Raw genomic sequence first — 23,178 nt, 5'->3', positions numbered from 1 at the left:
TATCGTTAAGTAACAAGGTGCCATGCACGAAACTAACTTTCTCGTCCGTGAGCCCTTGCTCGACCCGAAACAACGGGTTGTAGGCTACGAGCTTTCGTGGCAACAAGCCTCGACTGGCGACTCTACGCTTGATGCGCTGGAGTCGCTGGTAGGCTTTGTAGCCAGCCAAGTCCTCGACGAGGATGGCGGCTGGCTGCTGCGTGACAAAACCCTTTTCCTTGAAGCAGTGCCGGCGATGCTCTCGACCGACGCGCTGCACGAATTGCCGCCGCAGCACACCGTGCTGTCGATCAAGGCGGCGGAACTCGCCAGTCCCGATACGATGTCTGCCGTGCAAGGCTTGCGCGCGGGCGGCGTGGGCGTGCTGTTGCGCGAAGCCGACCTGACCCGCGTCAGCAGCCGCTTGCCGACGATGGCGTCCTACGTGGAAATGCGCTTCTCGGGCGCCGACGTCGGCACACAGGCGCGCACTTACGCGGCCTTGAAGCAGTCATCGGTGGGCATGGTGGCGCGTCCGGTCACCAACTGGGCCGACTTCGACGCCTGCGCGGCGCTGGGGCTGAATGCCTTCGTCGGCAAGCTGCACCTGACCCCGCGTCCTTCGACCGATACCAAGGGCCTGAATCCGGCCCAGACCATCATCATGCAACTGATGCAGATGGTGCGGCAGAACGCCGACATCGCCCAGCTGGAGTCGGTGCTCAAGCGCGACGCCACGCTGTCCTACAAGCTGCTGCGCTTCATCAACTCGGCCGGATTTGGTGCGGGCAGGGAAGTGCAGTCCTTGCGTCAGGCGCTGACCTTGCTGGGCTACACGCCGCTGTACCGCTGGCTGACCTTGCTGCTGGCTACCGCCAGTACCTCGGGCTATTCGCCGGTGCTGCTGGAAACGGCGGTGGTGCGCGGCCGGTTGGCCGAACTGCTGGCGCAGGCGGCGCTGGGCAAGAGCGAGGCGGAGAATGTGTTCGTGGCGGGCATGTTCTCGCTGCTGGACCGGCTGCTGGGCATCCCGATGAAGGAAGTGCTGGACAACATCCAGCTGTCCGACGACGTGGTGGCGGCGCTGCTGACGCGCAGCGGCAAATACGGGCCTTATTTGGCCCTGGCCGAAGCCTGCGAGCTGAATTCCAACCTGGTGGCCTCGCTGGCCGCCGCCCTGAAACTGACGCCGCTGGACGTCAACAAAGCCCACCTCTCAGCCCTGTCCTGGGCCCAGAACGTCGCCGCTTGATCTGCCTCAAGCCCCGTACGCACGGCGATTGACGCTCAGGCTTGCGCGGCGCATGATGGCTTCATCATGAACGCTAATTCCGACAGAGAGTACATCGATAACAAAGTGGGCGACGTCCGCACCGCCGTTGACGACCTGCGCGTAACGATGAATGAGCGTTTCGATGCGCTACGCATGACGATGGATGCACGCTTCAAGGCTACTGACGCCAAGATCGATAGTGCGGTGGCGAAGGGCACAGCCGAGGTGATCAAATGGGTCGTCGGGCTGTTTGTGACGACCATCGCGCTGAACGTCGCGCTGGCCAGCGTGGTGCTGCATGTGGCGTTGCGGGAACCGCCGCCGCCACCCGCACCGTCGCCTGCGGCGGCGACGGTTCAGCCCATCTACACGCCATCGGTCATCATCCAGCTATCGCCGCAGGGCGCGGCGGTGTTGCCGGCGGCGCCTGCGGGTGGCAAGCCTTAGATCTCGAGGTTGTCGATCAGGCGGGTCGAGCCGAGCTTGGCGGCGGCCAGCACCACCAGCGGCGCGCCTTGCGCCAGGTCGCCGGCGTTAGGCGGTTGCAGGTCGTTGCGCTTGCGGATCGAGATGTAGTCCGGCTTCCAGCCGCGCTTGGCCAGGTCGTCCATTGCCTTGTGCTCCAGCTGGAACACGTCCAGATGGCCGGCGCGCACTTCATCGGCCACCGCGTTCAGCGTCTGGTACAGCGCTGGCGCTTCAGCGCGCTCCGTTTCCGACAAATACATATTGCGCGACGACAGTGCCAGGCCGTCATCGGCGCGGTAGGTGTCGGCCGCGATGATCTCGGTCGGCATGGCGAACTGGCGCGTCATGTTGCGCACGATCATCAGCTGTTGGTAATCCTTCTTGCCGAACACCGCCACGCGCGGCTGCACGCACGAGAACAGCTTGGTCACCACCGTGCACACGCCGTTGAAGAAGCCCGGACGGAACTCGCCTTCCAGCGTATTGCCGAGGCCATCCGGCGGCTGCACGCGGTATTCCTGCGGCTCCGGATACAGATCCTTTTCGGTCGGCGCGAACAGCACGTACACGCCTTCCTTTTCCAGCTTCTCGACGTCAGCCTGGAAAGTGCGCGGGTATTTGTCGAAGTCCTCGTTCGGGCCGAACTGCAGGCGGTTGACGAAGATCGACGCCACCACCGGGTCGCCGTGCTTGCGCGCCAGGCGCATCAGCGACAGGTGGCCTTCGTGCAGATTGCCCATCGTTGGCACAAACGCGGTGCGCAGCTGGCCGCTCAGTTGGTCGCGCAATTCTTCAATCGAGGTGATGATTTTCATGTTGTTAGCTCGTTCTTGGGCCGGCTCACGCCGGCGAGTAGGCCAGCCGCACATAAATCGGTGCGAACGGTTCGGCCTGGGTGATTTCAATCAGGGTTTCTTTGGCCAGTTCCAGCAGCGCCACAAAATTCACCACCACCACCGGCACGCCGCCGGCGATGTCGAACAGGTCGGCGAACTCGACGAAGCGAGTCGATTGCAGGCGGCGCAGGATGCCGGTCATGTGCTCGCGCACCGACAATTCCTCGCGGCTGATTTTGTGATGCTGGGTCAGCTTGGCGCGCTTCATCACATCCAGCCACGCCTGCTGCAAATCGACGGCGGTCACGTCGGGCCAGGTCGGAATCAGGCTTTGCTCGATGAAGATCTGGGTGCGGACGAAATCGCGGTCCACCTGCGGGATGGTGTTCAGGTCGTAGGCGGCCAGCTTGATCTGCTCGTATTCCAGCAGGCGGCGCACCAGTTCGGCGCGCGGGTCGTCGGCCTCGATATCGAGATCGGCCTGGCGCTGCGGCAGCAGCATGCGCGACTTGATCTCGATCAGCATGGCCGCCATCAACAGGTATTCCGCCGCCAGCTCGAGGTTGGACAGGCGGATCTGGTCGACGTACTTCAGGTATTGCAGCGTCAGCTGCGCCATCGGGATGTCGAGGATGTTGAAGTTTTGCTTGCGGATCAGGTACAGCAGCAGGTCCAGCGGACCTTCGAACGCATCGAGGAAGATTTCCAGCGCGTCGGGCGGGATATACAGGTCGGTGGGCAGCTTGAGCAGCGGCTCGCCGTACAGGCGGGCGAGGGCGGAGACTTCGTCGTTGGCAGCCTCGGCGAGCGGGTTGGGGCCGGCGTCCGGCGTGCCGAGATCGGCTTCCGGTACTGGCGGCTCCAAGTCAGCCGTATCGTCTGGCAACATGCTTGCCGCCCCGCGCGAGGTGCTTAGACCTTGTTCTGGTAGACGTAAGCTTGTTGCTTGACGGCCGAAGCCAGCTGACGCTCCTGCTCATCCAGCGAGATCGGAGGACGATCCCACAGCAGCGCACGGCCTTGTTGCTGGCCGGCTTCAATGCCTGGGTTCTTTTCCTTCAACGCCTTGATGAACAGGGTGTGCTCGGATTCGTACATCGAATGTTGTTTAGAAAGTTTCATATTATCTAAGTGGGTGGATCAGCAACGGCTATTTTACCGCGCCCCGGCGCTCCCGCGCTATTTCTATCGCTCACGATGGGGTATGCTCTAGTGGATAATGTTGCACGAATAATAAAGATGACCGCTCGCCTATCGCCAAAAACCGTTTTCCTGCTGACCCTGCCGCCGCTGCTGTGGGCCGGCAACGCCATCGTCGGCCGCCTGCTGCACGATATGCTGCCGCCGGTGCTGCTGAATTTCCTGCGCTGGGGCATCGCCTTTTTCATCCTGCTGCCGCTGGCCGGGCCGGTATTCCGGCGCGAGGCTGGGCTGTGGGCGCACTGGAAAACCTACGCCATCCTCGGCCTGCTCGGCATCGGCATGTACAACGCGCTGCAATACATGGCGCTGCAAAGCTCGACGCCGATCAACGTTACCTTGGTGGCGTCCGGCATGCCGGTGTGGATGATGCTGACCGGCTGGCTGTTCTTCGGCGTGCCGGTCAGCCGCAAGCAAGTGGCCGGCGCGGTATTGTCGATCGCCGGCGTGCTGCTGGTGCTGGCGCGCGGCGAATGGCGCCACGTGCTGGAACTGCGGCTGGTGGCGGGCGACCTGTTCATGATCCTGGCGACCATCGCGTGGTCGCTGTACAGCTGGCTGCTGCTGCGCGCCAAAGAGCCGGCCGCCATCCGCGCCGACTGGGCCAGCTTCCTGCTGGCGCAGGTGGCGTTTGGCGCCGTGTGGTCGGGCGGCTTCGCGCTGGGCGAGCAGGCGCTGGGCGCGATCCCGGTGCAGTGGAGCTGGACGCTGGCGGCGGCCTTGCTGTATGTCTCGACCTGTCCGGCCATCATCGCCTTCGGCTGCTGGGGCGCGGGCGTGCGCGAGGCGGGGCCGTCGGTCGGCGCCTTCTTCGTCAACCTGACGCCGCTGTTCACGGCGGTGCTGTCGTCCGCCTTCCTGGGCGAAACGCCGCATGGCTACCATGCTGCCGCGTTTGCGCTGATCGTTGGCGGCATCGTGGTGTCCGCGCGTCGCAGCTAATCGCCGGCAGCGGCTTTTAATGCGTCGATGAAGACGCGGACTTTTTGCGGCAGGTGCGAAGTGGCAGGGTAGAGCGCATGAATATCGCTCTCGGACAGCGACCACTCGGGCAGCACGCGCACCAGGCGGCCGGCCGCCACATCGTCCTGTACCGAGAAGGTGGTGGCGCGCAGCACACCATCGCCGGCCAGTGCGGCGGCGCGGCTGGCGTAGGCCGTGTTGGTGGAAAATACGATGTTTTGCAGGCGTACCTCGTGCGTTACGCCGGCCGCATTTTCCAGTGTGAAGAAATTCGGCTGCGCCACCACCGTCAGCGTAATCGCCGGCAGCTGCGCCAGATCCTGCGGGCTGTTGGGCATGCCGTGCTGCGCGATAAAGTCCGGGCTGGCCACCAGCCAGCGCCGCATGGTGCCGACCCGGCTGGCCTGATGGCCCGAGTCGCCCAGCTTGCCGAGGCGGACGGCCACATCGATGCCTTCCGCGATCAGGTCGATGCGGTGGTCGGCGCACACCAGATCCACCTTCAATGCCGGATGTTGTGCCCGCAGCGCCGACAGCAGCGGTGCCACCACCAGCACGCCATAGTCGATGGGCGAGGCCACGCGCAAGGTGCCTTGCGGGCTGTGGCGGCCAGTGCGCGCCTGTTCGATAGCCTGTTCGGCTGCTTGCAACAACTGGCGGGAGGCGTCGTAGAAATCGCGCCCAGCCTCGGTCAGGCTCAGCTTGCGGGTCGAGCGCAGCAGCAGGCCGACGCCGATTTCCTGCTCCAGCAACTGCATGTGCTTGCTGACCATCGATTTGGCCAGCCCCAGCCGTTCGGCGGCGGCTGTCAGCGAGCCGGCCTCCACCACGGCAACGAAGGTGGTCAGGCGGTTCAGGTTGATGGCGCTGAGATCGATCATCTGCCAATTGTACACTTTAAGTGGACTGTGATTCTGGTTTTGTCCGTCTTATCAGCACGATCCTGCCTCCTTATACTGGCTTCATTACCAACCAAGGAGTCATCATGAAACTGTACGGCATTCCGCTTTCCGGCCACACCCACCGCGCGCACTTGTTCCTGAGCCTGTTGAACTTGCCGCACGAGGTCATCGCCGTCGATCTGAAAAATGGCGAGCATAAAAAAGAGCCGTTCCTGGGCATGAATGCCTTTGGCGAAATCCCGGTGCTGCAAGATGGCGACGTCACGTTGGCTGATTCGAACGCCATCCTGGTCTACCTGGCTTCCAAATACGACGACAGCGGCCGCTGGCTGCCGCGCGATCCGGTCGCCGCCGCCAACGTGCAGCGCTGGCTGTCGGTCGCGGCCGGCAAGATCGCCTTCGGTCCGGCGGCGGCGCGGCTGGTGACGGTGTTCGGTGTGCCGCTCGATCATGAGCGCGCGCAAGCAATGGCGGTGCGCCTGTTCGACGTGATGGAGCGTGAGCTGCAAGGCCGCCGCTGGCTGGTCGGCGAGCACGCCAGCATTGCCGATATCGCGGGCTTCAGCTACATCGCCCACGCACCCGAAGGCGGCGTGTCGCTGAAACCGTACCCGAACATCCGCGCCTGGCTGGGCAATGTGCGCGCGCTGCCAGGCTTTATAGCCATGCCTGCCACCAAAGCCGGCCTCGCTCCCGAGGAGGAATAAATCATGACGCCCTTCCATGCCGGCGAACTGGCGATCCAGGAACGTGTAGGCGTGCGCGACCACATGGCCGGCGCCGCCGCCTTCATCCGCGAGTACATGCCGGAGCAGCATCGGCAGTTCTACGGCCAGCTGCCGTTCTTCTTCCTCGGCGCGCTGGACGCGGCGGGGCAGCCGTGGGCGACCATGCTGGCGGCCGAGCCGGGCTTCGTCAGCTCGCCCGATGAACGCACGCTGCACATCAACGGCGGCATGCTGGCGGGGGATCCATTGGAAGGGCAACTGCGCGTTGGCGATCACGTGGGCGGCCTCGGGCTGGAGCCGACCACGCGCCGTCGCAACCGCGTCAACGGCCAGATCGTCGCCGCCGACGAGGGCGGCCTGCGCATCGCCGTCACGCAAAGCTTCGGCAACTGCCCGCAGTACATCCAGCATCGCCAGCACAGCGCAGCGCCGGATGACGGCCACAAAGTGCAGGTGCTGCGCGGCGTGGTGCTGACGGCGGCGGACCGCGAGCTGATCGCGCGCGCCGATACCTTCTTCATCGCCACCGCCAACATGAACGAGGAGGCGGGCCGTGGCCGTGGCGTCGACGTGTCGCATCGCGGCGGCCGTCCGGGCTTCGTGCGCATCGACGACGAGCGCACGCTGACGTCGCCCGAATTCGTCGGCAACTTCTTCTTCAACACGCTGGGCAACGTGAACGAGTATCCGCGTGCCGGCCTGCTGTTCATCGACTTCGAGCGCGGCGACATGCTGCATATTGCGGTGGATGCGGAGATCATCTGGGACGGCCCGCAACTGGCAGCCTTCGCCGGCGCCGAGCGCCTGCTGCGCTTCCGTGTGCGCGAAGTGGTGCGCAACGTCGCCGTGCTGCCGTTCCGCTGGACCGATGCGAAGCCTGCCATGCAAGTGGCCCGCACCGGCAGCTGGGGCGAGGCAGATAGCGCGCAATCGGCCGCCGTTTTGGCGAACAGCTGGCGCCCGTTTAACGTCGTGAAAGTGGAGCAGGAAAGCAGCGACGTGCGCTCGTTCTACCTCGAACCGGCCGATGGCCAAGGCGTAGCGGCGCACGCGGCGGGGCAATACCTGTCGCTGCGCGTGCCGGAATGGGCCGAGAGTGGCGTGGCCTTGCAGGAGCGCAGCTACACCATTTCCGATGCCGCCAATGGCCGCAGCTACCGCATCAGCGTCAAGCGCGCGGGCGTGGTGTCGTCATGGCTGCATGACCACCTCGCGCCCGGCGGGCAGATCGAGTTGATGGGGCCCGCCGGCGACTTCGTGTTTGAAGAAGGTACGCAACGTCCGGTGGTGATGCTGTCGGCCGGCATCGGCATCACACCGATGATCGCCATGCTGAACAGCGTGCTGGTGAACGGCAGCCGCACACGCCACCGCTATCCGATCTACTTCATCCACGGCGCGCGCGAAGTGGCGCATCCGTTTGCCGTGCATTTGCAGGAACTGGCGGCAGGCCACAATAATCTGGCGCTGCATGTGCAGAAAAAACGCATCGACATCAACCTGCTGCGTGAACTGCCGCAGGGCGACTACGATTACTACCTGTGCGGCCCATCCGGATTTATGCAGGACATATACCAGGACCTGCGCGAACTGGGCGTGCCGGACCAGCGCATCCGCCTGGAATCGTTCGGTCCTTCCAGCCTGCCGCGCAGCGTGCCATCCGTTACGCAGGCGGCATAGGCTTGCGCAGGACGGGGTCCTTGATTTCCGGATGCGGCGTGGTGGGCGCCGCTTCCGGCGTGGCGGCTTTGCCATTGTGCTTGCCGCAGTTAGCGCTGTTGGCGGCGGTCGCCTTGTTGCCCTTGGCGTGCGCCTCCACATTCTCGCCGCCGCTGGCATCGACGCCGCCCTGCATGCCGGCGCAATTCTGCTTGCCGGGTTTCTTGGCTTTGGCAGCCTTGTCCTGGCTGGTCTTGACCGATGGGTCAGTCTCGGTTTGCTGGGCAAAGGCGGTTGTGCCAAGAGCGCCTGCCAGCATGAATATCGCCCAAGTAGAATTCATGATTGCCTCCATAGAATGCAATCATTATTTCATGCGGGCACATGCGCCCGTGTAGGACGATCTCTTGTGCGGATGTCAGTGCCGCAGAGATCTGCGCATGACGAGCGGGGCGGGCTCGAGCGGATTGGCGTGAGAGTATTCGAGTTCTTCGGCCAGCTCGAACTCGTAGGCGGTATAGAAATCGATCAGCTTGGGCTGGTCGGCGCGCACGGCGAGGCGCACTTCCTGCACGCCGGTCTCCAGCCCGTGGTGGATCACCGCTTCCAGCAGATGCTGCGACAGATTGCTGCCGCGGTAGCCGGGCAGCACGCCCATGCGGCAGATTTCCCAGACGTCCGGTTCCGCGTCCAGCGGCAGCCAGCGCACCGAGCCGACCGCTTGTTCGTCGACCATCAAAACAAAACCGCCGCCATCGCGCAGATGTTCTGCAACGATGACGGCGGTTTCGCGGTGGCCGCTGGAGGTAACGCTGACCTTGCCGGCCCACGCAGCGCGCGTGAGACCGGCGATCAGACTGGCATCTTCCTTCGTTGCTTCGCGCACCACAAGGTTCATGCCGGCAGTCCTTAGCTGATGCGCATGCCTGGCTCGGCGCCTGGCCACGGATTCAGGATGTAGATGCCTGGGTTCTTTTTCTCATCGACCGCCGAAGCCGCCATGACCATGCCTTCCGATACGCCAAACTTCATCTTGCGCGGCGCCAGGTTGGCGACCAGCACGGTCAGCTTGCCGATCAGGTCTTCCGGCTGGTACATCGACTTGATGCCAGAGAACACGTTGCGCAGACGGCCTTCGCCGGCGTCCAGCGTCAGGCGCAGCAGCTTGTCCGAGCCTTCCACGTGTTCGCAGTTGACGATCTTGGCGATGCGCAGGTCGACCTTGAAGAAGTCGTCCACCGAGATTTCTGGTGCGATCACTTCGATGCCGGTGTCGGTCACGGCCACGGCTGGCGCGGCCTTGGCCTTGGCTGGCTTCTCGGCTTTCACGGCAGGTGCGGCAGCAGCAGCGGCACCGGCAGCAGGCGCATCGAACAGCTCTTCGATCATCTTCGGATCAACGCGGGTCATCAGGTGCGAGTACGCGCCGATGGTGCGGCCCAGCAGGGCGTTGGCGGCGACGCCACTGGCGACATCGGTTTGCGCCCAGTCGAACTGCTCGTCGTTGAGGAACTTGGCCACGTTGGCGGCCACGCCCGGCAGCACCGGCGACAGCAGGATAGACAGCTGGCGGAACAGGATCAGCGCGGTGGTGCAGACGTCGTGCAGTTCGGCGACCTTGGTATCGTCCTTGGCCAGCGTCCACGGCTTGTTCTCGTCCACGTACTGGTTGGCGAAGTCGGCGATCTCCATGATCTCGCGCAGCGCCTTGCCGAATTCGCGCGATTCGAAGCTGGCGGCGATGTTGGCCTGGCGTTCCACGCCGTCTTCAGTTACCAGTGCACGCTTGATCCACGACTGTGCGTTGTCGGACAGGCTGGTGGCCAGCTTGCCGTCGAACTTCTTGGCGATGAAGCCGGCGCAGCGCGAAGCGATGTTGACGTACTTGCCGATCAGGTCGGAATTCACACGCGCAACGAAGTCTTCGCCGGTGAAGTCCAGGTCTTCCACCTTGGAGTTCAGCTTGAAGGCGATGTAGTAGCGCAGCCATTCCGGATTCATGCCCAGGTTCAGGTAGCGCAGCGGCGAGATGCCCGTGCCGCGCGACTTGGACATTTTCTCGTTGTTGACGGTCAGGTGGCCGTGCACCGCCACGCGCATGCGCTCGATGGTCGGATGATCGGCGAACTTCAGCATCGCTGGCCAGAACAGCAGGTGGAACGACACGATGTCCTTGCCGATGAAGTGAATCTGCTCGGCTTCGGGATCTTTCAGGAAGGCGTCGTAGTCCAGGCCTTTCTTGCCGAAGTAGTTTTTCAGCGAGGCCAGGTAGCCGACCGGCGCGTCCAGCCAGACGTAGAAGTATTTGCCCGGTGCGTCAGGAATCGGGATGCCGAAGTACGGCGCATCGCGCGAGATGTCCCAGTCGGCCAGTTTTTCACCGGCTTCGCCCAGCCATTCGGAGACCTTGTTGACCATCTCGGGCTGGAGGCGGCCAGGGGTGTTCAGCCAGTCGCGCAGGAATTCGTAGCAGCGCTGGTCCGACAGCTTGAAGAAGTACTGCTCCGACGGCTTGAGCACCGGCGTGGCGTTGGTGAACACCGAGAACGGGTTGACCAGGTCGGTCGGCTGGTAAGCCGCGCCGCACACTTCGCAGTTGTCGCCGTACTGGTCCTTGGCGCCGCATTTCGGGCATTCGCCCTTGATGTTGCGGTCGGCCAGGAACATGCCTTTGACCGGGTCGAAGAAACGGTCCACGGTCTTGGTCTGAATCAGGCCGGCATCGCGCAGTTTACGGTAGATGCCCTGCGACAGTTCGACGTTTTCCGGCGAATCGGTCGAGTACCAGTTATCGAAGGCGATGTGGAAGCCGTCCAGGTACTGGGCGCGGCCGGCGGCGATCTTGGCCACGAATTCCTGTGGCGTGATGCCTTCCTTCTCGGCGGCGATCATGATCGGGGTGCCGTGGGTGTCATCGGCGCCCACAAAGTGGACTTCGCGGGCGGCACCGTTATCGCGCTGCATTCGCTGGAACCGTACCCAGATGTCGGCCTGGATGTACTCCATCATGTGGCCAATATGGAAAGCGGCGTTTGCGTAGGGCAGGGCAGTGGTGACGAACAGCTTGCGAGTCATGGTTGTTGCACTTTGTGGGTGGAAAAGGAGCATTTTAACAGCGGATGCGGCGATTGCGCATGTTGCGCTAGAATGAGCACCTAATTAACGGAGAGTTACATGAGCATCGCAGTAGAAGACGTCAAGGCCGCCCTGTCGAAAATCGTTGACCCAAATACAACGAAAGACTACGTCAGTGGTAAGTCCGTGAAGAATTTGAAGGTCGATGGCAGCGATGTGTCGCTGGACATCGAACTGGGCTATCCAGCCAACAGCCAGATCGATGGCATCCGCAGCAGCGTGATCGCCGGCCTGAAAGCCCTGCCGGGCATCGGCAATATCAGCGTCAGCGTGTACAGCAAGATCATCGCGCACACCGTGCAGCGCGGCCTGAAGCCGATGGTCAATGTGAAAAACATCATTGCCGTGGCCTCGGGCAAGGGTGGCGTCGGCAAGTCGACCACCGCCGTCAACCTGGCGCTGGCGCTGGCTTCCGAGGGCGCCTCGGTCGGCCTGCTGGACGCCGATATCTATGGTCCGTCGCAGCCGATGATGCTGGGCGTGTCCGGCCGTCCGGAAACCAAGGACGGCAAGTCGATGGAGCCGCTGGAGAATTACGGTGTGCAAGTGTCGTCGATCGGCTTCCTCATTGATCCGGACGAGCCGATGGTGTGGCGCGGCCCGATGGTCACGCAAGCGCTGCAACAGCTGCTCGAACAAACCAACTGGCGCGACCTCGACTACCTGATCGTCGACATGCCGCCAGGCACCGGCGACATCCAGCTGACGCTGTCGCAAAAAGTGCCGGTCACCGGCGCGGTGATTGTGACCACGCCGCAGGACATCGCGCTGCTGGACGCACGCAAGGGCCTGAAGATGTTCGAGAAAGTCGGCATCCCGATCCTGGGCGTGGTGGAAAACATGAGCGTGCACATCTGCACCAACTGCGGCCATGCGGAAGAGATCTTCGGCCACGGCGGCGGTGAAAAAATGTGCAAGGACTTCGGCGTGGACTTCCTCGGCGCGCTGCCGCTGACGATGGCCATCCGCCAGCAAGCCGATTCCGGCAAGCCGACCGTGGTCGCCGACCCGGATGGCAAAGAAGCGGCGATCTACAAGCAAATCGCCCGCAAAGTGGCAGTACAAGTGGCTGAAAAGGCCAAGGACATGACCAGCAAGTTCCCTACCATCGTCGTCAAAAACGACTAAACAGGAGAATCACCATGATGAAATCGGTATTGGCTGCAACCCTGATGACCCTGAGCGCTGCGGCGTTCGCCCAGCAATCGGTCTCCTTCGTCGAGCCGGCCAATGGCGCGACCGTGAGCAGCCCGTTCAAGGTCAAGTTTGCTGTCAGTGGCATGGACGTCAAGCCGGCCGGCGACATGACGGCCAATACCGGTCACCATCATTTGCTGGTCAACGCCGCGCCGGTCAAGGCTGGCGAAGTGATCCCGGCCGATGAAAAACACATCCACTTTGGCAAAGGCCAGACCGAAACCGAATTGACTCTGCCGCCGGGTAACTACACCTTGACCATGCAATTCGCCAACGGCCTGCACCAGGCCTACGGTCCTGCCATGAACAAGGAAATCAAGATCACCGTCAAGTAAGCCCGGTGCTGGAGGCGTGCGTCACGGCTTGCCTCCTGTAAGTCTTCCTGTAAGTCTCTTAGTTGCAACACTCAGTTGTAACAATCGGGAGAAGTTATTGGATCCTCTGTTCGCATATGTTAATTTTCCACTATTGGCATATGATGTTACCGCAAACATTTCATGATGCCTGTAACATTGCGCTAACACGCGGATTCATCAAATGGTATTGGTAGCGCTATCACGACAATTGGAGGCGAACACCGTATAGAAAGCAGTTTGCAACAGCAGATGACCGTCTTACCGAAGGACGGCGTCATTGACTACAACAACGGAGACTATGATGCAGACACCATTTCAGAAGAACCTGATGAACCTCGCTGTCGCCAGCGCATGCGCCGTGCTGGCGCTGCCCGCCTATGCGCAGCAAGCCGAAGCTGAGGCGCCAGCGGCCGCGCCGCAAGCCGCAGCCTCGGACAACACCGTGGTGGTTTCGGGCTCGCGCATTGCAGCGCGCGGCTTCAGCCAACCGACCCCGACCACCACCCTGACGTCGGCCGACCTCGATCGCGCTGCCAAGCCGAATATCTTCGAATCGCTGATCGAACTGCCAGCGCTGCAGGGCAGCACCGGCCGCACCACCAATACCTTCAGTACTTCCAGCGGCATCCAGGGCTTGTCATCGCTGTCGTTGCGCGGCCTCGGCACGCTGCGTACGCTGACCCTGCTGGACGGCCAGCGCGTAGTCGGCGCCAACGTCACCGGCGTCACCGACGTCAGCCAGTTCCCGCAATTGCTGGTCAAGCGCGTGGACGTGGTGACCGGCGGCGCCTCGGCCTCCTACGGCTCCGATGCGATCGGCGGTGTGGTCAACTTCATCACCGACAAGAAATTCACCGGCTTCAAGTCCAACATCTCGGGCGGCATGACCAAGTACCACGACGACAAGAGTGGAACCCTGCAAGCCGCGTGGGGCAAGGGCTTTGCCGATGACCGTCTGCACGTTACCCTCAGCGGTGAATTCACCAAGCAGAACGGCATCGATTCGCCGGGCTTTGGCCAGGTCGGACCGAACGGCCGCACCTGGTACAACAATCCGGCTCTGCAGGAGTCCACCAAGGATATGCAGGCCGCTGGCTTGCCGCGCTACCGCAGCATCGTCAACGCCCAGCATATCCAGTACGCCAAATACGGCCTGATCACCAACGGCCCGCTGAAAGGCACGGCCTTCGGTCCCGGCGGCACGCCTTACCCATTCCAGTACGGCACCGATTGCGTCGGCAACTTCTGTATCGGCGGCGACCGCGAGGGCAGTGTGGGCGCGGGTACCAACCTGGCCATGAACTTCAAGCGCAAGGTGGCGTACAGCCGCGTGTCGTGGGACATCGATGCCGACAACGAAATCTACGTCACCGGCAACTGGGCGCAAGTCACGTCCGCCTTCTCTCCGAATCCCGGCGCTGCCAAGCAGGGCAATCTGTCTATCCGTTGCGACAACGCTTATCTGCCGGCATCGGTGGCAGCGGGTTGCGTTTCCGGCTACCCAACCGGCGTGATGTCGGTCGGTACCTCCAACGGCGAGTTCCCTGCCAACATCAACGTGCATCCGACCCGTACCCAGCGCCGTCTGGTGATCGGCGCCAACGGCAAGTTCGGCATGTTCGGCAAGGACTGGTCGTATGACGCCTACGCAGAACACGGCGAGAACACCACCGTGATCCACGTGAAAGACATCACGCTCAATCCGCGCTACAACTTCGCGATCGATGCGATCAAGGATCCGGCCACCGGCCAGATCGTTTGCCGCAGCGCCTCCGCCCGCGCCGCCGGCTGCCAGCCGATCAATATCTTCGGCAACGTGCCAATCAACATGGCCGGATGGAACTACATCGCGCCGAGCAGCGGGCCGATGCAACACACTGATTCAACGCAAAACGTTGTTAGCGCTAACATAAATGGTGAATTGGCGCAAGGTTGGGCGGGCCCGATTTCGATCGCGTTTGGTGCCGAATGGCGCCGCGAGGAGTACAAGGTATTCGGCGATCCATACGGCGCCGGCCTGTCGGTGGATTCGCCGTACAGCGCCGACTATCCGGCCGATCCGACCCTGTCCACCACCGGCGACAGCTGGTTCGCGGGCAACTACCACAACGGCCAGGGCGCGTTCAACGTCAAGGAAGCGTATGTTGAGCTCAACATTCCATTCCTGAAGTCGGCCACTTTCGGCGAAGCCAACCTGAACATCGCCGACCGCGAAGAGAAGTACAGCACCGCCGGCAAGGCCCGCGCCTGGAAGCTGGGCGCGACCTGGCAGACCCCGGTCGACGGCCTGCGCCTGCGTGCGGTCAGTTCGAAGGACGTGCGCGCACCGAACTTGTCCGAACTGTTCGCCGCCATGACGGTCACTAACCAGGCCGTCAACAACAATCAGGGCCAGTCGATCCAGATCCAGCAGCGCAACGTCGGCAACCCGGCGCTGAAGCCGGAAGAGGCGCGTAACAACTCTTTCGGCCTGGTACTGAGCCAGCCGTCGTGGGCACGTAACTTCAACTTCTCGGTCGATTACTACGACATTAAGGTGAAGAACGTGATCAGCTCGCTGAACCCGCAGCAGGAAGTCGACCTGTGCTACGGCGGCAACCAGCAAGTGTGCTCGGCGGTGTCGATCAACGGGCCTGCAGGCACCAACTACGTGCTGGCGCAGAGCTTTAACTTCGCGTCGCTGCATACGCGCGGTGTGGATTTCGAGATGGCGTACCGCAAGAACATGGCCGACTTCGGCCTGCCTGGCAGCGTGACCTTGCGCGGCCTGGCCTCGCGCATGATCCACTCGATCTCCGATCCGGGCGTGCCGGGCACTACGCCGATCGAAGGCGCAGGCGCCATGACCGGCGCCACGCCGAAGTGGAAAGCGCTGGTGTCGCAGACCTGGGACGGCCTGGCCGGCGGCAAGCTGGGCCTGACCCTGAGCGAGCGCTGGATTGGCGCCGGTAAATTCAACAATGAATACATCGAGTGCCAGACCAACTGCCCGCTGCCGACCGCAGCACACCCGACCATTTACGATAACCACATGCCAGGCGCGGTCTACTTCGACCTCGGCGGCACGTATAACTACTCGAAACAGGTCTCGCTGTACTTCAAGGTCGACAACCTGGCCGACCGCGCGCCGGTACTGGTCCCGCAAACCAACCTGAGCCTGGCCCTGAATCCTGCTGTCTATGATTCGGTAGGCCGTACCTACCGCATCGGCGCCCGCATGAACTTCTAAGGGGAAGCCAGCCGTGTGGAGTTTACTTTCCGTACTGCTGGCGGTCGTCCTGCTGACCATCATGATCGCCTGGGGCAAGGTACAGCCGCTGCTGGCGTTCGTGGTGGCCGCGCTGGTCGCCGCCCTGGCGCTGGGCATGCCGCTGGCAAAAATTCCCGGCGCGATCGAGAAGGGCATCGGTGATTTGCTCGGTTCGCTGGTGGTGGTGATTTGCGTCGGCGCCGTGTTTGGCAAGCTGATCGCCGACAGCGGCGCGGCCCGCCGCATTGCCATCAGCCTGATCGATGCGATGGGGCCGAACCGCATGCCGGTGGCCATGACCGTCACCGGTTTCGTGGTGGGCCTGCCACTGTACTACAACGTCGGCTTCGTGCTGATGATTCCGCTGATCTTTTCGCTGGTGTACCAGTCGGGCCGGCCAGCGGTAGCGCTGGGCATGCCTTTGCTGGCCGGCCTGTCGATCGCGCACGGCTTCCTGCCGCCGCATCCGTCGCCCACCGCGCTGGTGGCGGCGGTGCATGCGGACATGGGCAAGACGCTGTTGTACGGCATGCTGGTGGCGATCCCGACGCTGATCATCGCCGGCCCGGTGTTTGCCATGACGCTCAAGAATATCCGTGCCGAACCGGCCGCGATTTTCCGTGGCGATCCCAAGCCGGATCACGAGTTGCCGGGCGCGTTTGCCAGCTTCTTCACCGCGCTGCTGCCGGTGGCTTTGCTGGGCGCGCTGACCCTGGTGACCTTGCTGCGGCCGGAACTGGCGCAGCCGCTGGCGTTCTTTTCCAATCCGACGGTGGTGATGCTGGCTTCGTATCTGGTGGCCATCTTCACGCTGGGCATTGGCCGTGGCCTGTCGCTGCCCAAGGTGATGGGTTCAGCGCAGGAAGCGCTGCGCGAAATCGCGCCCATCCTGCTGATCATTGCTGGCGCTGGCGGCCTGAAACAGGTGCTGACCGAGTCCGGCGTCAGCGCCCAGCTTGGTGCGCAGTTGGCTAGCCTGCCGGTGCCGCCTTTGCTGCTGGGCTGGGCCGTGGCGACCTTGATCCGCGTTTGCCTCGGTTCTGCCACGGTGGCCGGTGTAACGGCGGCCGGCGTGGTCGGGCCGTTGGCGCAAACCACGGGCGTCGATCCCAACCTGATGGTGCTGGCAGTGGGAGCAGGCAGCCTGATGTTCAGCCACGTCAACGATTCGGCGTTCTGGATGTTCAAGGAATACTTCGGCCTGTCGCTGCGCGACACCTTCCGCTCATGGACGATGATGGAAACACTGGTCGGCAGCGTCGGCATTTTGTTCGTCTTGCTGCTGTCACTGTTCGTCTGAAAAAACAAGGAGACATAGTTGAAACACCGATTAATCCAACTGCCGGTGCTGCTTGCAGCGCTGGCAGCACACGGCGGTGCGGCGCAAGCGGCGAGTGCCGCGCCAGCGTCCGTTTCTGCCTACCAGTCCGTGCCGGACGATCCGCGCGCCATCACCGTGCGCGCCAAGGGCGACGGCGTTACCGACGATAGCGACGCCATCCAGCAAGCCATCGACAGCGCCGCCCATCAGGGCGCGGGTGGCGTTGTGTTCCTGCCGTCCGGCCGCTATCGCATCAGCCGCAGCATTCTGGTGCCGATCGCCGTGCGCGTGTACGGCGTCGGCAAGACGCGGCCGGTGCTGCTGTTGGGGCCGAATACGCCCGGCTTCCAGAAAGGCGTCGGCAATATGCTGATCTTCACCGGCACCGATACCTACAACATCGGCAAGGTGGCGATGCCGGTGCCGAGTGCTGTTCCGTTCAGCACCGAGCCGGGCAAGGCCGTGCGCGACGCCAACTCGTCGACCTTCTACTCGGCGCTGTCGAATGTCGACTTTGAAGTCGGCGAAGGCAACCCGGGCGCCAGTGGCGTGCGCATGCATACCGCCCAGCACTCCAACCTGTCGCACATCGACTTTCGCATGGGCTCGGGCCTGGCCGGCGTTTATCAGGTCGGGAATATCGCCTACAACCTGCGCTTCTTCGGCGGCCGCTACGGTATTCTGGCCGAGAAGACCTCGCCGGCCTGGCAGTTCACGCTGGTCGATTCGCTGTTCGACGGCCAGCGTGACGCCGCCATCCGCGAGCACGAGGCCGGCCTCACGCTGGCCAATACCGAGATCCGCAACACGCCGGTCGGCATCGAGATCAACCGTGGCTATGGCGACTGGCTGTGGGGGCATGATGTGCGGATGGAGAATGTGTCCAGGGCCGGCGTCATCATCAGCAATGAAAACAACGCCTACACGCAAGTCGGCTTCGAGCGCATCAGCGCGCGCAACGTGCCGGTGTTTGCGCGCTTTCGCGACAGCGGCAAGCAACTGGCAGGGCAGGGCCGCAATTATCAGGTGGCGGAATTCAACCACGGCCTGAAATTGTCGGGCCTGAGCGAGCCGGGCCAGTTCGACACCAATTACCGCATCGCCGCGCAGCCGGCCAAGGCCGATGTCGCCCGCGTCATGCGCGCGCTGCCGCCGACCGGCGAATGGGCCAGCGTGCGCAGCTTTGGCGCCAAGGGTGATGGCGTGAGCGACGACACCGCCGCTATCCAGAAGGCGATCGACAGCCGCCGTGTGGTCTATCTGCCGCTGGGCTTTTATGTCGTCAACGATACCATCCACCTGAAGCCGGATACCGTGCTGATCGGCCTGCATCCCGGCCAGACCCGGCTCGTGCTGCCGAACGGCTCGCCGTTGTATCAGGGCACGGGCACGCCCAAGGCCCTGCTGGAGAGCGCGCGCGGCGGCGATGCACTGGTGACCGGCATTGGCCTGGCTACCGGCGAGGTCAACCCACGCGCGGTGGCGTTGCTGTGGCGGGCAGGCGAGCAGTCGCTGGTGGACGATATCCGCATCCAGTGGGGTTATGGTTCTTCGACCGATCCGTACAAGAAGAACGAGCGCTTCGATACGTCGGCATGGTGGGATCGCCAGTATCCAAGCGTCTGGGTGACCGATGGCGGTGGCGGCACCTTCACCGGCGTGTGGACGCCGGCCGGCCACGCGCAGGCTGGCTTCTACGTGACCAATACCAAGACGCCGAGCCGCGTCTATGAGCTGTCGGCCGAGCACCACATCCGCAACGAGATCGTGCTGGACGGCGTCGAGAACTGGTCGTTCTACGCGCCGCAGAGCGAGGAGGAGGTGCGCGACGGTGCGGATTCGGTGTCGCTCGATATCCGCAACTCGAAGAACATTCTGCTGGCCAACTACCACGCCTACCGCGTGACGCGCTCGATGAAACCGGCGCCGACGGCGGTACGGATCAGCAATTCCAGCGCTATCCGCTTCCGCAACGTGGCGGTCAACGGCGAGAGCGGCTTCCCTACCTGCGACGAAAACGGCTGCGTGGCCGACGTGCGCGCCTCCAAGTATCCATACGAGAACGCGATTACCGACGTGACCAACCGCGTGGAAGGGCGCGAGCGCATGTTTTCGGTGCTTGACTACACCGGCAAGCCGGGCGCAGCACCGGCCCCGTCGGCGGTGGACAAGCTGGAAGACGGCTTCTATTCGATCGCCGGCGCCGCCGTCGATTCGAAAGGGCGGCTCTACTTTATCGATCGCCACTTCCAGCGCATCTTCAGCTATCTGCAGGGCGAAGGGCTGAAAACGATCAGCGACTATCCGCTCGACCCGGTCAATCTGGCGGTCGACGACAGCGATAACCTGATGGTGCTGTCGTCCAGCGGCAAGGAGGGCACGGTGTATGCGCTCAAGCCGGGCGTGCCGGGTGCGCAGGTGTCGCTGATCGCACCGACGCCGGCGGGAGCGCGCGCCAATGCCCGGCTGGCGCTGCCGGTCAACTACTGGGCCAACGGCGAATTCAAAGACCAACTGAACCTCGACACCTACGAGTTCACCACGCTGGACGAAATCTTCGCTAGCCAGGCCGCTACGCCGAAGGCACGCGAATACGTGTCGCCGGATGGCAGCCTGGTGCTGCCGGCGTTCCGCGTTACACGCCACGGCTCGCTGGATCACCTCGGCTACCGCTGGTCCGACACGCTCGACACTCACGGCTTCGTCTACGCGAAGCGTGGCCAGCGCGTGGTGTTCGCCAACAGCTCGCGCAACATCACCTACAGCGGGCTGGTGGGCGAGGGTGGCGCCATCACTGATCTGAAGCAAGTGGCTGATCGCGGCGGCGAAAGCGCGGCGGTCGGGCCGGACGGCAAGGTGTACGTGGCCAACGGCCAGGTCTTCATCTATGGCGCCGACGGCAAGCAGACTGGCCGGATCAACGTGCCGGCGCGCCCGTTGCAACTGATCTTTGGCGGCCCGGATCGCCGCACGCTGTTTATCCTGACCCATCACGCGCTGTATTCCACGCGTATTTGAGTAGTTGAAGGCCTCCCGCCCCGTCCTCGTGGGGGCGTTTCGCCGCTGCGTCGCAAGGTGCAGCGGTTTTTTTATTTGTGCGCGACCTGTTCTACAATCCGGCTTGTCATATAAGGAGTGCATATGCTGGGAATTCTGGAAACGCCGGCGCTGTTGCTGGACGAGGCGCGCATGCAGCGCAATGTGGAGCGCATGCAGGCGCGCATGGATCAGCTGGGCGTGGCGTTCCGGCCGCATGTGAAGACCAGCAAGTGCCTGAACGTGGTACAGCGCCAACTGGCCGCAGGCGCGCGCGGCATCACGGTCTCGACGCTGAAAGAAGCCGAGGAATTTTTTCGCGCCGGCATTGACGACATTCTGTACGCGGTCGGCATCGTGCCCAACAAGCTGGATCACGCGCTGCGTCTGCTGCGCGAGGGCTGCCGTCTCACGCTGCTGCTGGAATCGGTGGCGATGGCCGGGCAGGTGGCCCGGCATGGCGCCGAGCACGGCGTCTGCTACGACGTGATGATCGAGATCGATACCGATGGCCATCGCTCCGGCGTCAAGCCTGATGATCCGGTGCTGCTGCGAATCGCCGCCGCGCTGCAAGGCGGGGCGCGCCTGAAGGGCGTGATGACGCATGCCGGCGCCTCCTATGATTGCACCACGCCGGCAGCACTGGCTGCGATGGCCGAGCAGGAGCGCTCGCGCTGCGTCGCCGCCGCCACGCTGCTGCGCAACGGCGGCCATGCGTGCCCGGTGGTCAGTGTCGGCTCCACGCCGACCGCGCTGAGCGCGCAACATCTGGAGGGCGTGACCGAGGTGCGCGCCGGTGTCTACGTGTTCTTCGATATGGTGATGGCCGATGTGGGCGTCTGCACCACCGATGACATTGCGATCAGCGTGCTGTGCACGGTGATTGGGCACCAAGCCGAGCAAGGCTGGGTCATCACCGATGGAGGCTGGATGGCCATGAGCCGCGACCTCGGCCATGACAGCCACGGCTACGGCGAAGTCTGCGACGGCGAGGGGCGCGCCATCGCCGGCCTCAGCTTCGGCAAGGCCAACCAGGAGCACGGCGTGCTGCAATGGATGGGCGATGCCAGCGTGGATATCACCGAGCGCTTCCCGGTCGGCAGCAGCCTGCGCATCCTGCCCAACCATGCTTGCGCCACCGCCGCGCAGCACGGCCGGTACCACGTGATCCCGCAAAACGGCGGCGAATGGCCGGTCTGGCCGCGCTTTAACGGCTGGTAATACGGGCAACACGGCATCGGCATTGAGCCATGCCCTCGCCGACGCGGTAAAATAGCTGCTTTTACATCTCAGCTTTCACTCCGATGACTAACGTACCAGCCAAGCCAGTCCGCACCCGTTTTGCTCCAAGCCCGACCGGCTACCTCCACCTCGGCGGCGCCCGCACGGCGCTGTATTCGTGGGCCTTCGCCCGTCACTTCGGCGGCACCTTCGTGCTGCGCATTGAAGACACCGACCTGGAACGCTCGACCCCGGAAGCCGTGCAAGCGATTATCGAAGGCATGGCATGGCTGGGCCTGAGCCACGACGAAGGCCCGTTCTACCAGATGAAGCGCATGGACCGCTACCGCGAGGTGGTGGCCCAGATGCTGGAAGCCGGCACCGCCTACCACTGCTACTCGTCGCCGGAAGAAGTACAGGCCATGCGCGACCGCGCCACCGCCGCCGGCGAAAAGCCGCGCTACGACGGCACCTGGCGTCCTGAGCCGGGCAAGACCCTGCCGGCGATTCCGGAAGGCCGCAAGCCGGTAGTCCGCTTCAAGAACCCGCTGGACGGCGAAGTGACCTGGAACGATTTCGTCAAAGGCACCATTACCATCGGCAATAAAGAGCTGGACGACCTGGTGATCGCGCGCCCGGACGGCACGCCGACCTATAACTTCTGCGTCGCCATCGACGACCTGGACATGGAAATCAGCCACGTCCTGCGCGGCGACGACCACGTGAACAACACCCCGCGCCAGATCAACATCCTGCGCGCCATCGGCGCGCCGCTGCCGGAGTACGGCCACCTGCCGATGATCCTCGGCTCGGACGGCGCCAAGATGTCCAAGCGCAAGGATGCGGTCAACGTCATGCAATACCCGGCCGAAGGCTATCTGCCGGAAGCCATCCTGAACTACCTGGCGCGCCTGGGCTGGAGCCACGGCGACGACGAAGTGTTCTCGATGGAGCAGGTGTGCGCGTGGTTCGACGGCTCGCACCTGTCGAACTCGGCCGCGCAGTTCAACATCGAAAAACTGAACTGGCTGAACAACCACTATATCAAGCAGGCTGACAACGAACGTCTGGCCGGCCTGGCCAAGGCGCGCATGGAAGCCAGCGGCGCCGTGTTCGCCGGTGCCCCGGCGCTGCCGGTGGTGCTGGGTCTGCTGAAAGAGCGTACCAACACCGTCAACGAACTTGCCGATGCCGCCATGCTGTTCTACCGCGAACCGCAGCCGGATGCCGCGCTGCTGACCCAACACGTCACCGACGCCGTCAAACCGGCGCTGGCCGATTTCGCCGAGCGTTGCAAGACCGTGGAGTGGAACAAGGCCGCGTTGGCCGCCATGATCAAAGAAGTGCTGGCTGCGCACGGCCTGAAGATGCCGCAAATCGCCATGCCACTGCGTCTGTTTATTACTGGCCAGCTGCAAACGCCTGCGATTGACGCCGTGCTGGAAATCTTCGGCCGCGACACCGTTGTGGCGCGCATGGCAAAGTTCCTCTAAGTTTTTCATTGAAGCAGGGGCAAAGTTGCAAAAGGGTATTTGCATAATACGGAGCCTCTGCTATACTCTTGTCTCTCGAGCAAACGGGGGTATAGCTCAGCTGGGAGAGCGCTTGCATGGCATGCAAGAGGTCAGCGGTTCGATCCCGCTTACCTCCACCA

Annotated in this window: 19 protein-coding genes and 1 tRNA gene; 13 read left to right on the top strand and 7 right to left on the bottom strand. The window is 63.2% G+C overall.

What is annotated here, in order from left to right:
• The first annotated feature begins 22 nt into the window (after nucleotides 1–22).
• Together BMZ70_RS09735 and BMZ70_RS09730 are read left to right on the top strand one after the other, a co-directional pair.
• Nucleotides 23–1,231, top strand: a complete 1,209-nt coding sequence (locus BMZ70_RS09735; protein ID WP_092272979.1) for an EAL and HDOD domain-containing protein — start codon at nucleotides 23–25, stop codon at nucleotides 1,229–1,231.
• 66 nt (nucleotides 1,232–1,297) lie between these two features.
• Complete coding sequence (locus BMZ70_RS09730; protein WP_092272976.1) at nucleotides 1,298–1,699, top strand: hypothetical protein; 402 nt, start codon at nucleotides 1,298–1,300, stop codon at nucleotides 1,697–1,699.
• Here the strand turns inward: BMZ70_RS09730 and panC are convergent.
• From panC to BMZ70_RS09715, 3 genes are read right to left on the bottom strand one after another with little or no spacing between them, the layout of a single operon-like run.
• The gene (panC, locus tag BMZ70_RS09725; protein WP_092272972.1) at nucleotides 1,696–2,535 is read right to left on the bottom strand and encodes a pantoate--beta-alanine ligase; all 840 of its coding nucleotides are present in this window, start codon (nucleotides 2,533–2,535) and stop codon (nucleotides 1,696–1,698) included. The genes BMZ70_RS09730 and panC overlap by 4 nt on opposite strands.
• A 25-nt stretch (nucleotides 2,536–2,560) precedes the next feature.
• Nucleotides 2,561–3,445 carry a segregation and condensation protein A gene (locus BMZ70_RS09720; protein WP_092272969.1) on the bottom strand — a complete coding sequence of 295 codons (885 nt, stop codon included), beginning with the start codon at nucleotides 3,443–3,445 and terminating at the stop codon, nucleotides 2,561–2,563.
• Between the two features lie 23 nt (nucleotides 3,446–3,468).
• Nucleotides 3,469–3,678, bottom strand: a complete 210-nt coding sequence (locus tag BMZ70_RS09715) for a DUF3460 family protein (protein WP_092272966.1) — start codon at nucleotides 3,676–3,678, stop codon at nucleotides 3,469–3,471.
• Nucleotides 3,679–3,795: 117 nt separating this feature from the next.
• Here BMZ70_RS09715 and BMZ70_RS09710 point away from each other — a divergent pair, with 117 nt between their 5' ends.
• Nucleotides 3,796–4,698: a DMT family transporter gene (locus tag BMZ70_RS09710; protein ID WP_092272963.1), complete on the top strand. Its 903-nt coding sequence runs from the start codon at nucleotides 3,796–3,798 to the stop codon at nucleotides 4,696–4,698.
• On the opposite strand, the gene BMZ70_RS09705 is transcribed toward BMZ70_RS09710, so the two are convergent.
• Nucleotides 4,695–5,600 (bottom strand): LysR family transcriptional regulator, encoded by a 906-nt coding sequence (locus BMZ70_RS09705; RefSeq protein ID WP_092277711.1) that lies wholly within the window; start codon nucleotides 5,598–5,600, stop codon nucleotides 4,695–4,697. The genes BMZ70_RS09710 and BMZ70_RS09705 overlap by 4 nt on opposite strands.
• A gap of 104 nt (nucleotides 5,601–5,704) precedes the next feature.
• On the opposite strand from BMZ70_RS09705, the gene BMZ70_RS09700 reads away from it, so the two are divergent.
• Both BMZ70_RS09700 and BMZ70_RS09695 read left to right on the top strand, forming a co-directional pair.
• Nucleotides 5,705–6,328 carry a glutathione S-transferase family protein gene (locus BMZ70_RS09700; RefSeq protein WP_092272960.1) on the top strand — a complete coding sequence of 208 codons (624 nt, stop codon included), beginning with the start codon at nucleotides 5,705–5,707 and terminating at the stop codon, nucleotides 6,326–6,328.
• A gap of 3 nt (nucleotides 6,329–6,331) precedes the next feature.
• On the top strand, nucleotides 6,332–8,029 hold the full coding sequence (locus BMZ70_RS09695) for an FAD-binding oxidoreductase (protein WP_092272957.1): 1,698 nt from the start codon (nucleotides 6,332–6,334) through the stop codon (nucleotides 8,027–8,029).
• On the opposite strand, the gene BMZ70_RS09690 is transcribed toward BMZ70_RS09695, so the two are convergent.
• The 3 genes from BMZ70_RS09690 to metG form a co-directional block, all read right to left on the bottom strand.
• Nucleotides 8,013–8,351, bottom strand: coding sequence for a hypothetical protein (locus BMZ70_RS09690; protein ID WP_130300815.1), 339 nt, complete (start codon nucleotides 8,349–8,351; stop codon nucleotides 8,013–8,015). The two genes, BMZ70_RS09695 and BMZ70_RS09690, sit on opposite strands and share 17 nt — an antisense overlap.
• Before the next feature lie 75 nt (nucleotides 8,352–8,426).
• A complete protein-coding gene (locus BMZ70_RS09685; protein WP_092272951.1) occupies nucleotides 8,427–8,906 on the bottom strand; it encodes a GNAT family N-acetyltransferase in 480 nt (159 codons plus the stop codon).
• Between the two features lie 11 nt (nucleotides 8,907–8,917).
• Nucleotides 8,918–11,083: a methionine--tRNA ligase gene (gene metG / locus BMZ70_RS09680; protein ID WP_092272948.1), complete on the bottom strand. Its 2,166-nt coding sequence runs from the start codon at nucleotides 11,081–11,083 to the stop codon at nucleotides 8,918–8,920.
• A gap of 99 nt (nucleotides 11,084–11,182) precedes the next feature.
• Here metG and apbC point away from each other — a divergent pair, with 99 nt between their 5' ends.
• The 8 genes from apbC to BMZ70_RS09640 all read left to right on the top strand — a co-directional run bounded on the left by apbC (nucleotide 11,183) and on the right by BMZ70_RS09640 (nucleotide 23,178).
• Nucleotides 11,183–12,271 (top strand): iron-sulfur cluster carrier protein ApbC, encoded by a 1,089-nt coding sequence (gene apbC, locus BMZ70_RS09675; RefSeq protein WP_092272945.1) that lies wholly within the window; start codon nucleotides 11,183–11,185, stop codon nucleotides 12,269–12,271.
• A 14-nt stretch (nucleotides 12,272–12,285) separates the two neighbouring features.
• Nucleotides 12,286–12,675 (top strand): DUF4399 domain-containing protein, encoded by a 390-nt coding sequence (locus BMZ70_RS09670; protein ID WP_092272942.1) that lies wholly within the window; start codon nucleotides 12,286–12,288, stop codon nucleotides 12,673–12,675.
• A 349-nt stretch (nucleotides 12,676–13,024) separates the two neighbouring features.
• The gene (locus BMZ70_RS09665) at nucleotides 13,025–15,925 is read left to right on the top strand and encodes a TonB-dependent receptor domain-containing protein (RefSeq protein ID WP_092277709.1); all 2,901 of its coding nucleotides are present in this window, start codon (nucleotides 13,025–13,027) and stop codon (nucleotides 15,923–15,925) included.
• Between the two features lie 13 nt (nucleotides 15,926–15,938).
• Nucleotides 15,939–17,246: a GntT/GntP/DsdX family permease gene (locus tag BMZ70_RS09660; protein WP_092272940.1), complete on the top strand. Its 1,308-nt coding sequence runs from the start codon at nucleotides 15,939–15,941 to the stop codon at nucleotides 17,244–17,246.
• A gap of 18 nt (nucleotides 17,247–17,264) precedes the next feature.
• Nucleotides 17,265–20,285: a glycosyl hydrolase family 28-related protein gene (locus BMZ70_RS09655; protein ID WP_229205356.1), complete on the top strand. Its 3,021-nt coding sequence runs from the start codon at nucleotides 17,265–17,267 to the stop codon at nucleotides 20,283–20,285.
• A gap of 123 nt (nucleotides 20,286–20,408) precedes the next feature.
• Entirely contained in the window at nucleotides 20,409–21,524 is a 1,116-nt protein-coding gene (locus tag BMZ70_RS09650) for an alanine racemase (RefSeq protein ID WP_092272937.1), read from the top strand.
• A gap of 83 nt (nucleotides 21,525–21,607) precedes the next feature.
• Nucleotides 21,608–23,017 (top strand): glutamate--tRNA ligase, encoded by a 1,410-nt coding sequence (gltX, locus tag BMZ70_RS09645; RefSeq protein ID WP_092272934.1) that lies wholly within the window; start codon nucleotides 21,608–21,610, stop codon nucleotides 23,015–23,017.
• Nucleotides 23,018–23,102: 85 nt separating this feature from the next.
• Nucleotides 23,103–23,178: transfer RNA gene (locus BMZ70_RS09640), tRNA-Ala, on the top strand.

Origin of the sequence: Duganella sp. CF402 (assembly GCF_900109645.1) — a bacterium.
Taxonomy (GTDB): Bacteria; Pseudomonadota; Gammaproteobacteria; order Burkholderiales; family Burkholderiaceae_D; genus Rugamonas.
This window is presented reverse-complemented; position numbering and strand designations above follow the sequence as displayed.

What these genes read in the sequence shown, in the direction of transcription:
- metG (WP_092272948.1), bottom strand. Translation starts at nt 11,083, where the DNA reads ATGACTCGCAAGCTGTTCGTCACCACTGCCCTGCCCTACGCAAACGCC.
- BMZ70_RS09650 (WP_092272937.1), top strand. Translation starts at nt 20,409, where the DNA reads ATGCTGGGAATTCTGGAAACGCCGGCGCTGTTGCTGGACGAGGCGCGC.
- BMZ70_RS09715 (WP_092272966.1), bottom strand. Translation starts at nt 3,678, where the DNA reads ATGAAACTTTCTAAACAACATTCGATGTACGAATCCGAGCACACCCTG.
- BMZ70_RS09665 (WP_092277709.1), top strand. Translation starts at nt 13,025, where the DNA reads ATGAACCTCGCTGTCGCCAGCGCATGCGCCGTGCTGGCGCTGCCCGCC.
- BMZ70_RS09705 (WP_092277711.1), bottom strand. Translation starts at nt 5,600, where the DNA reads ATGATCGATCTCAGCGCCATCAACCTGAACCGCCTGACCACCTTCGTT.
- BMZ70_RS09695 (WP_092272957.1), top strand. Translation starts at nt 6,332, where the DNA reads ATGACGCCCTTCCATGCCGGCGAACTGGCGATCCAGGAACGTGTAGGC.
- BMZ70_RS09685 (WP_092272951.1), bottom strand. Translation starts at nt 8,906, where the DNA reads ATGAACCTTGTGGTGCGCGAAGCAACGAAGGAAGATGCCAGTCTGATC.
- BMZ70_RS09690 (WP_130300815.1), bottom strand. Translation starts at nt 8,351, where the DNA reads ATGAATTCTACTTGGGCGATATTCATGCTGGCAGGCGCTCTTGGCACA.
- apbC (WP_092272945.1), top strand. Translation starts at nt 11,183, where the DNA reads ATGAGCATCGCAGTAGAAGACGTCAAGGCCGCCCTGTCGAAAATCGTT.
- BMZ70_RS09720 (WP_092272969.1), bottom strand. Translation starts at nt 3,445, where the DNA reads ATGTTGCCAGACGATACGGCTGACTTGGAGCCGCCAGTACCGGAAGCC.
- BMZ70_RS09730 (WP_092272976.1), top strand. Translation starts at nt 1,298, where the DNA reads ATGAACGCTAATTCCGACAGAGAGTACATCGATAACAAAGTGGGCGAC.
- panC (WP_092272972.1), bottom strand. Translation starts at nt 2,535, where the DNA reads ATGAAAATCATCACCTCGATTGAAGAATTGCGCGACCAACTGAGCGGC.
- BMZ70_RS09735 (WP_092272979.1), top strand. Translation starts at nt 23, where the DNA reads ATGCACGAAACTAACTTTCTCGTCCGTGAGCCCTTGCTCGACCCGAAA.
- BMZ70_RS09710 (WP_092272963.1), top strand. Translation starts at nt 3,796, where the DNA reads ATGACCGCTCGCCTATCGCCAAAAACCGTTTTCCTGCTGACCCTGCCG.
- gltX (WP_092272934.1), top strand. Translation starts at nt 21,608, where the DNA reads ATGACTAACGTACCAGCCAAGCCAGTCCGCACCCGTTTTGCTCCAAGC.
- BMZ70_RS09670 (WP_092272942.1), top strand. Translation starts at nt 12,286, where the DNA reads ATGATGAAATCGGTATTGGCTGCAACCCTGATGACCCTGAGCGCTGCG.
- BMZ70_RS09700 (WP_092272960.1), top strand. Translation starts at nt 5,705, where the DNA reads ATGAAACTGTACGGCATTCCGCTTTCCGGCCACACCCACCGCGCGCAC.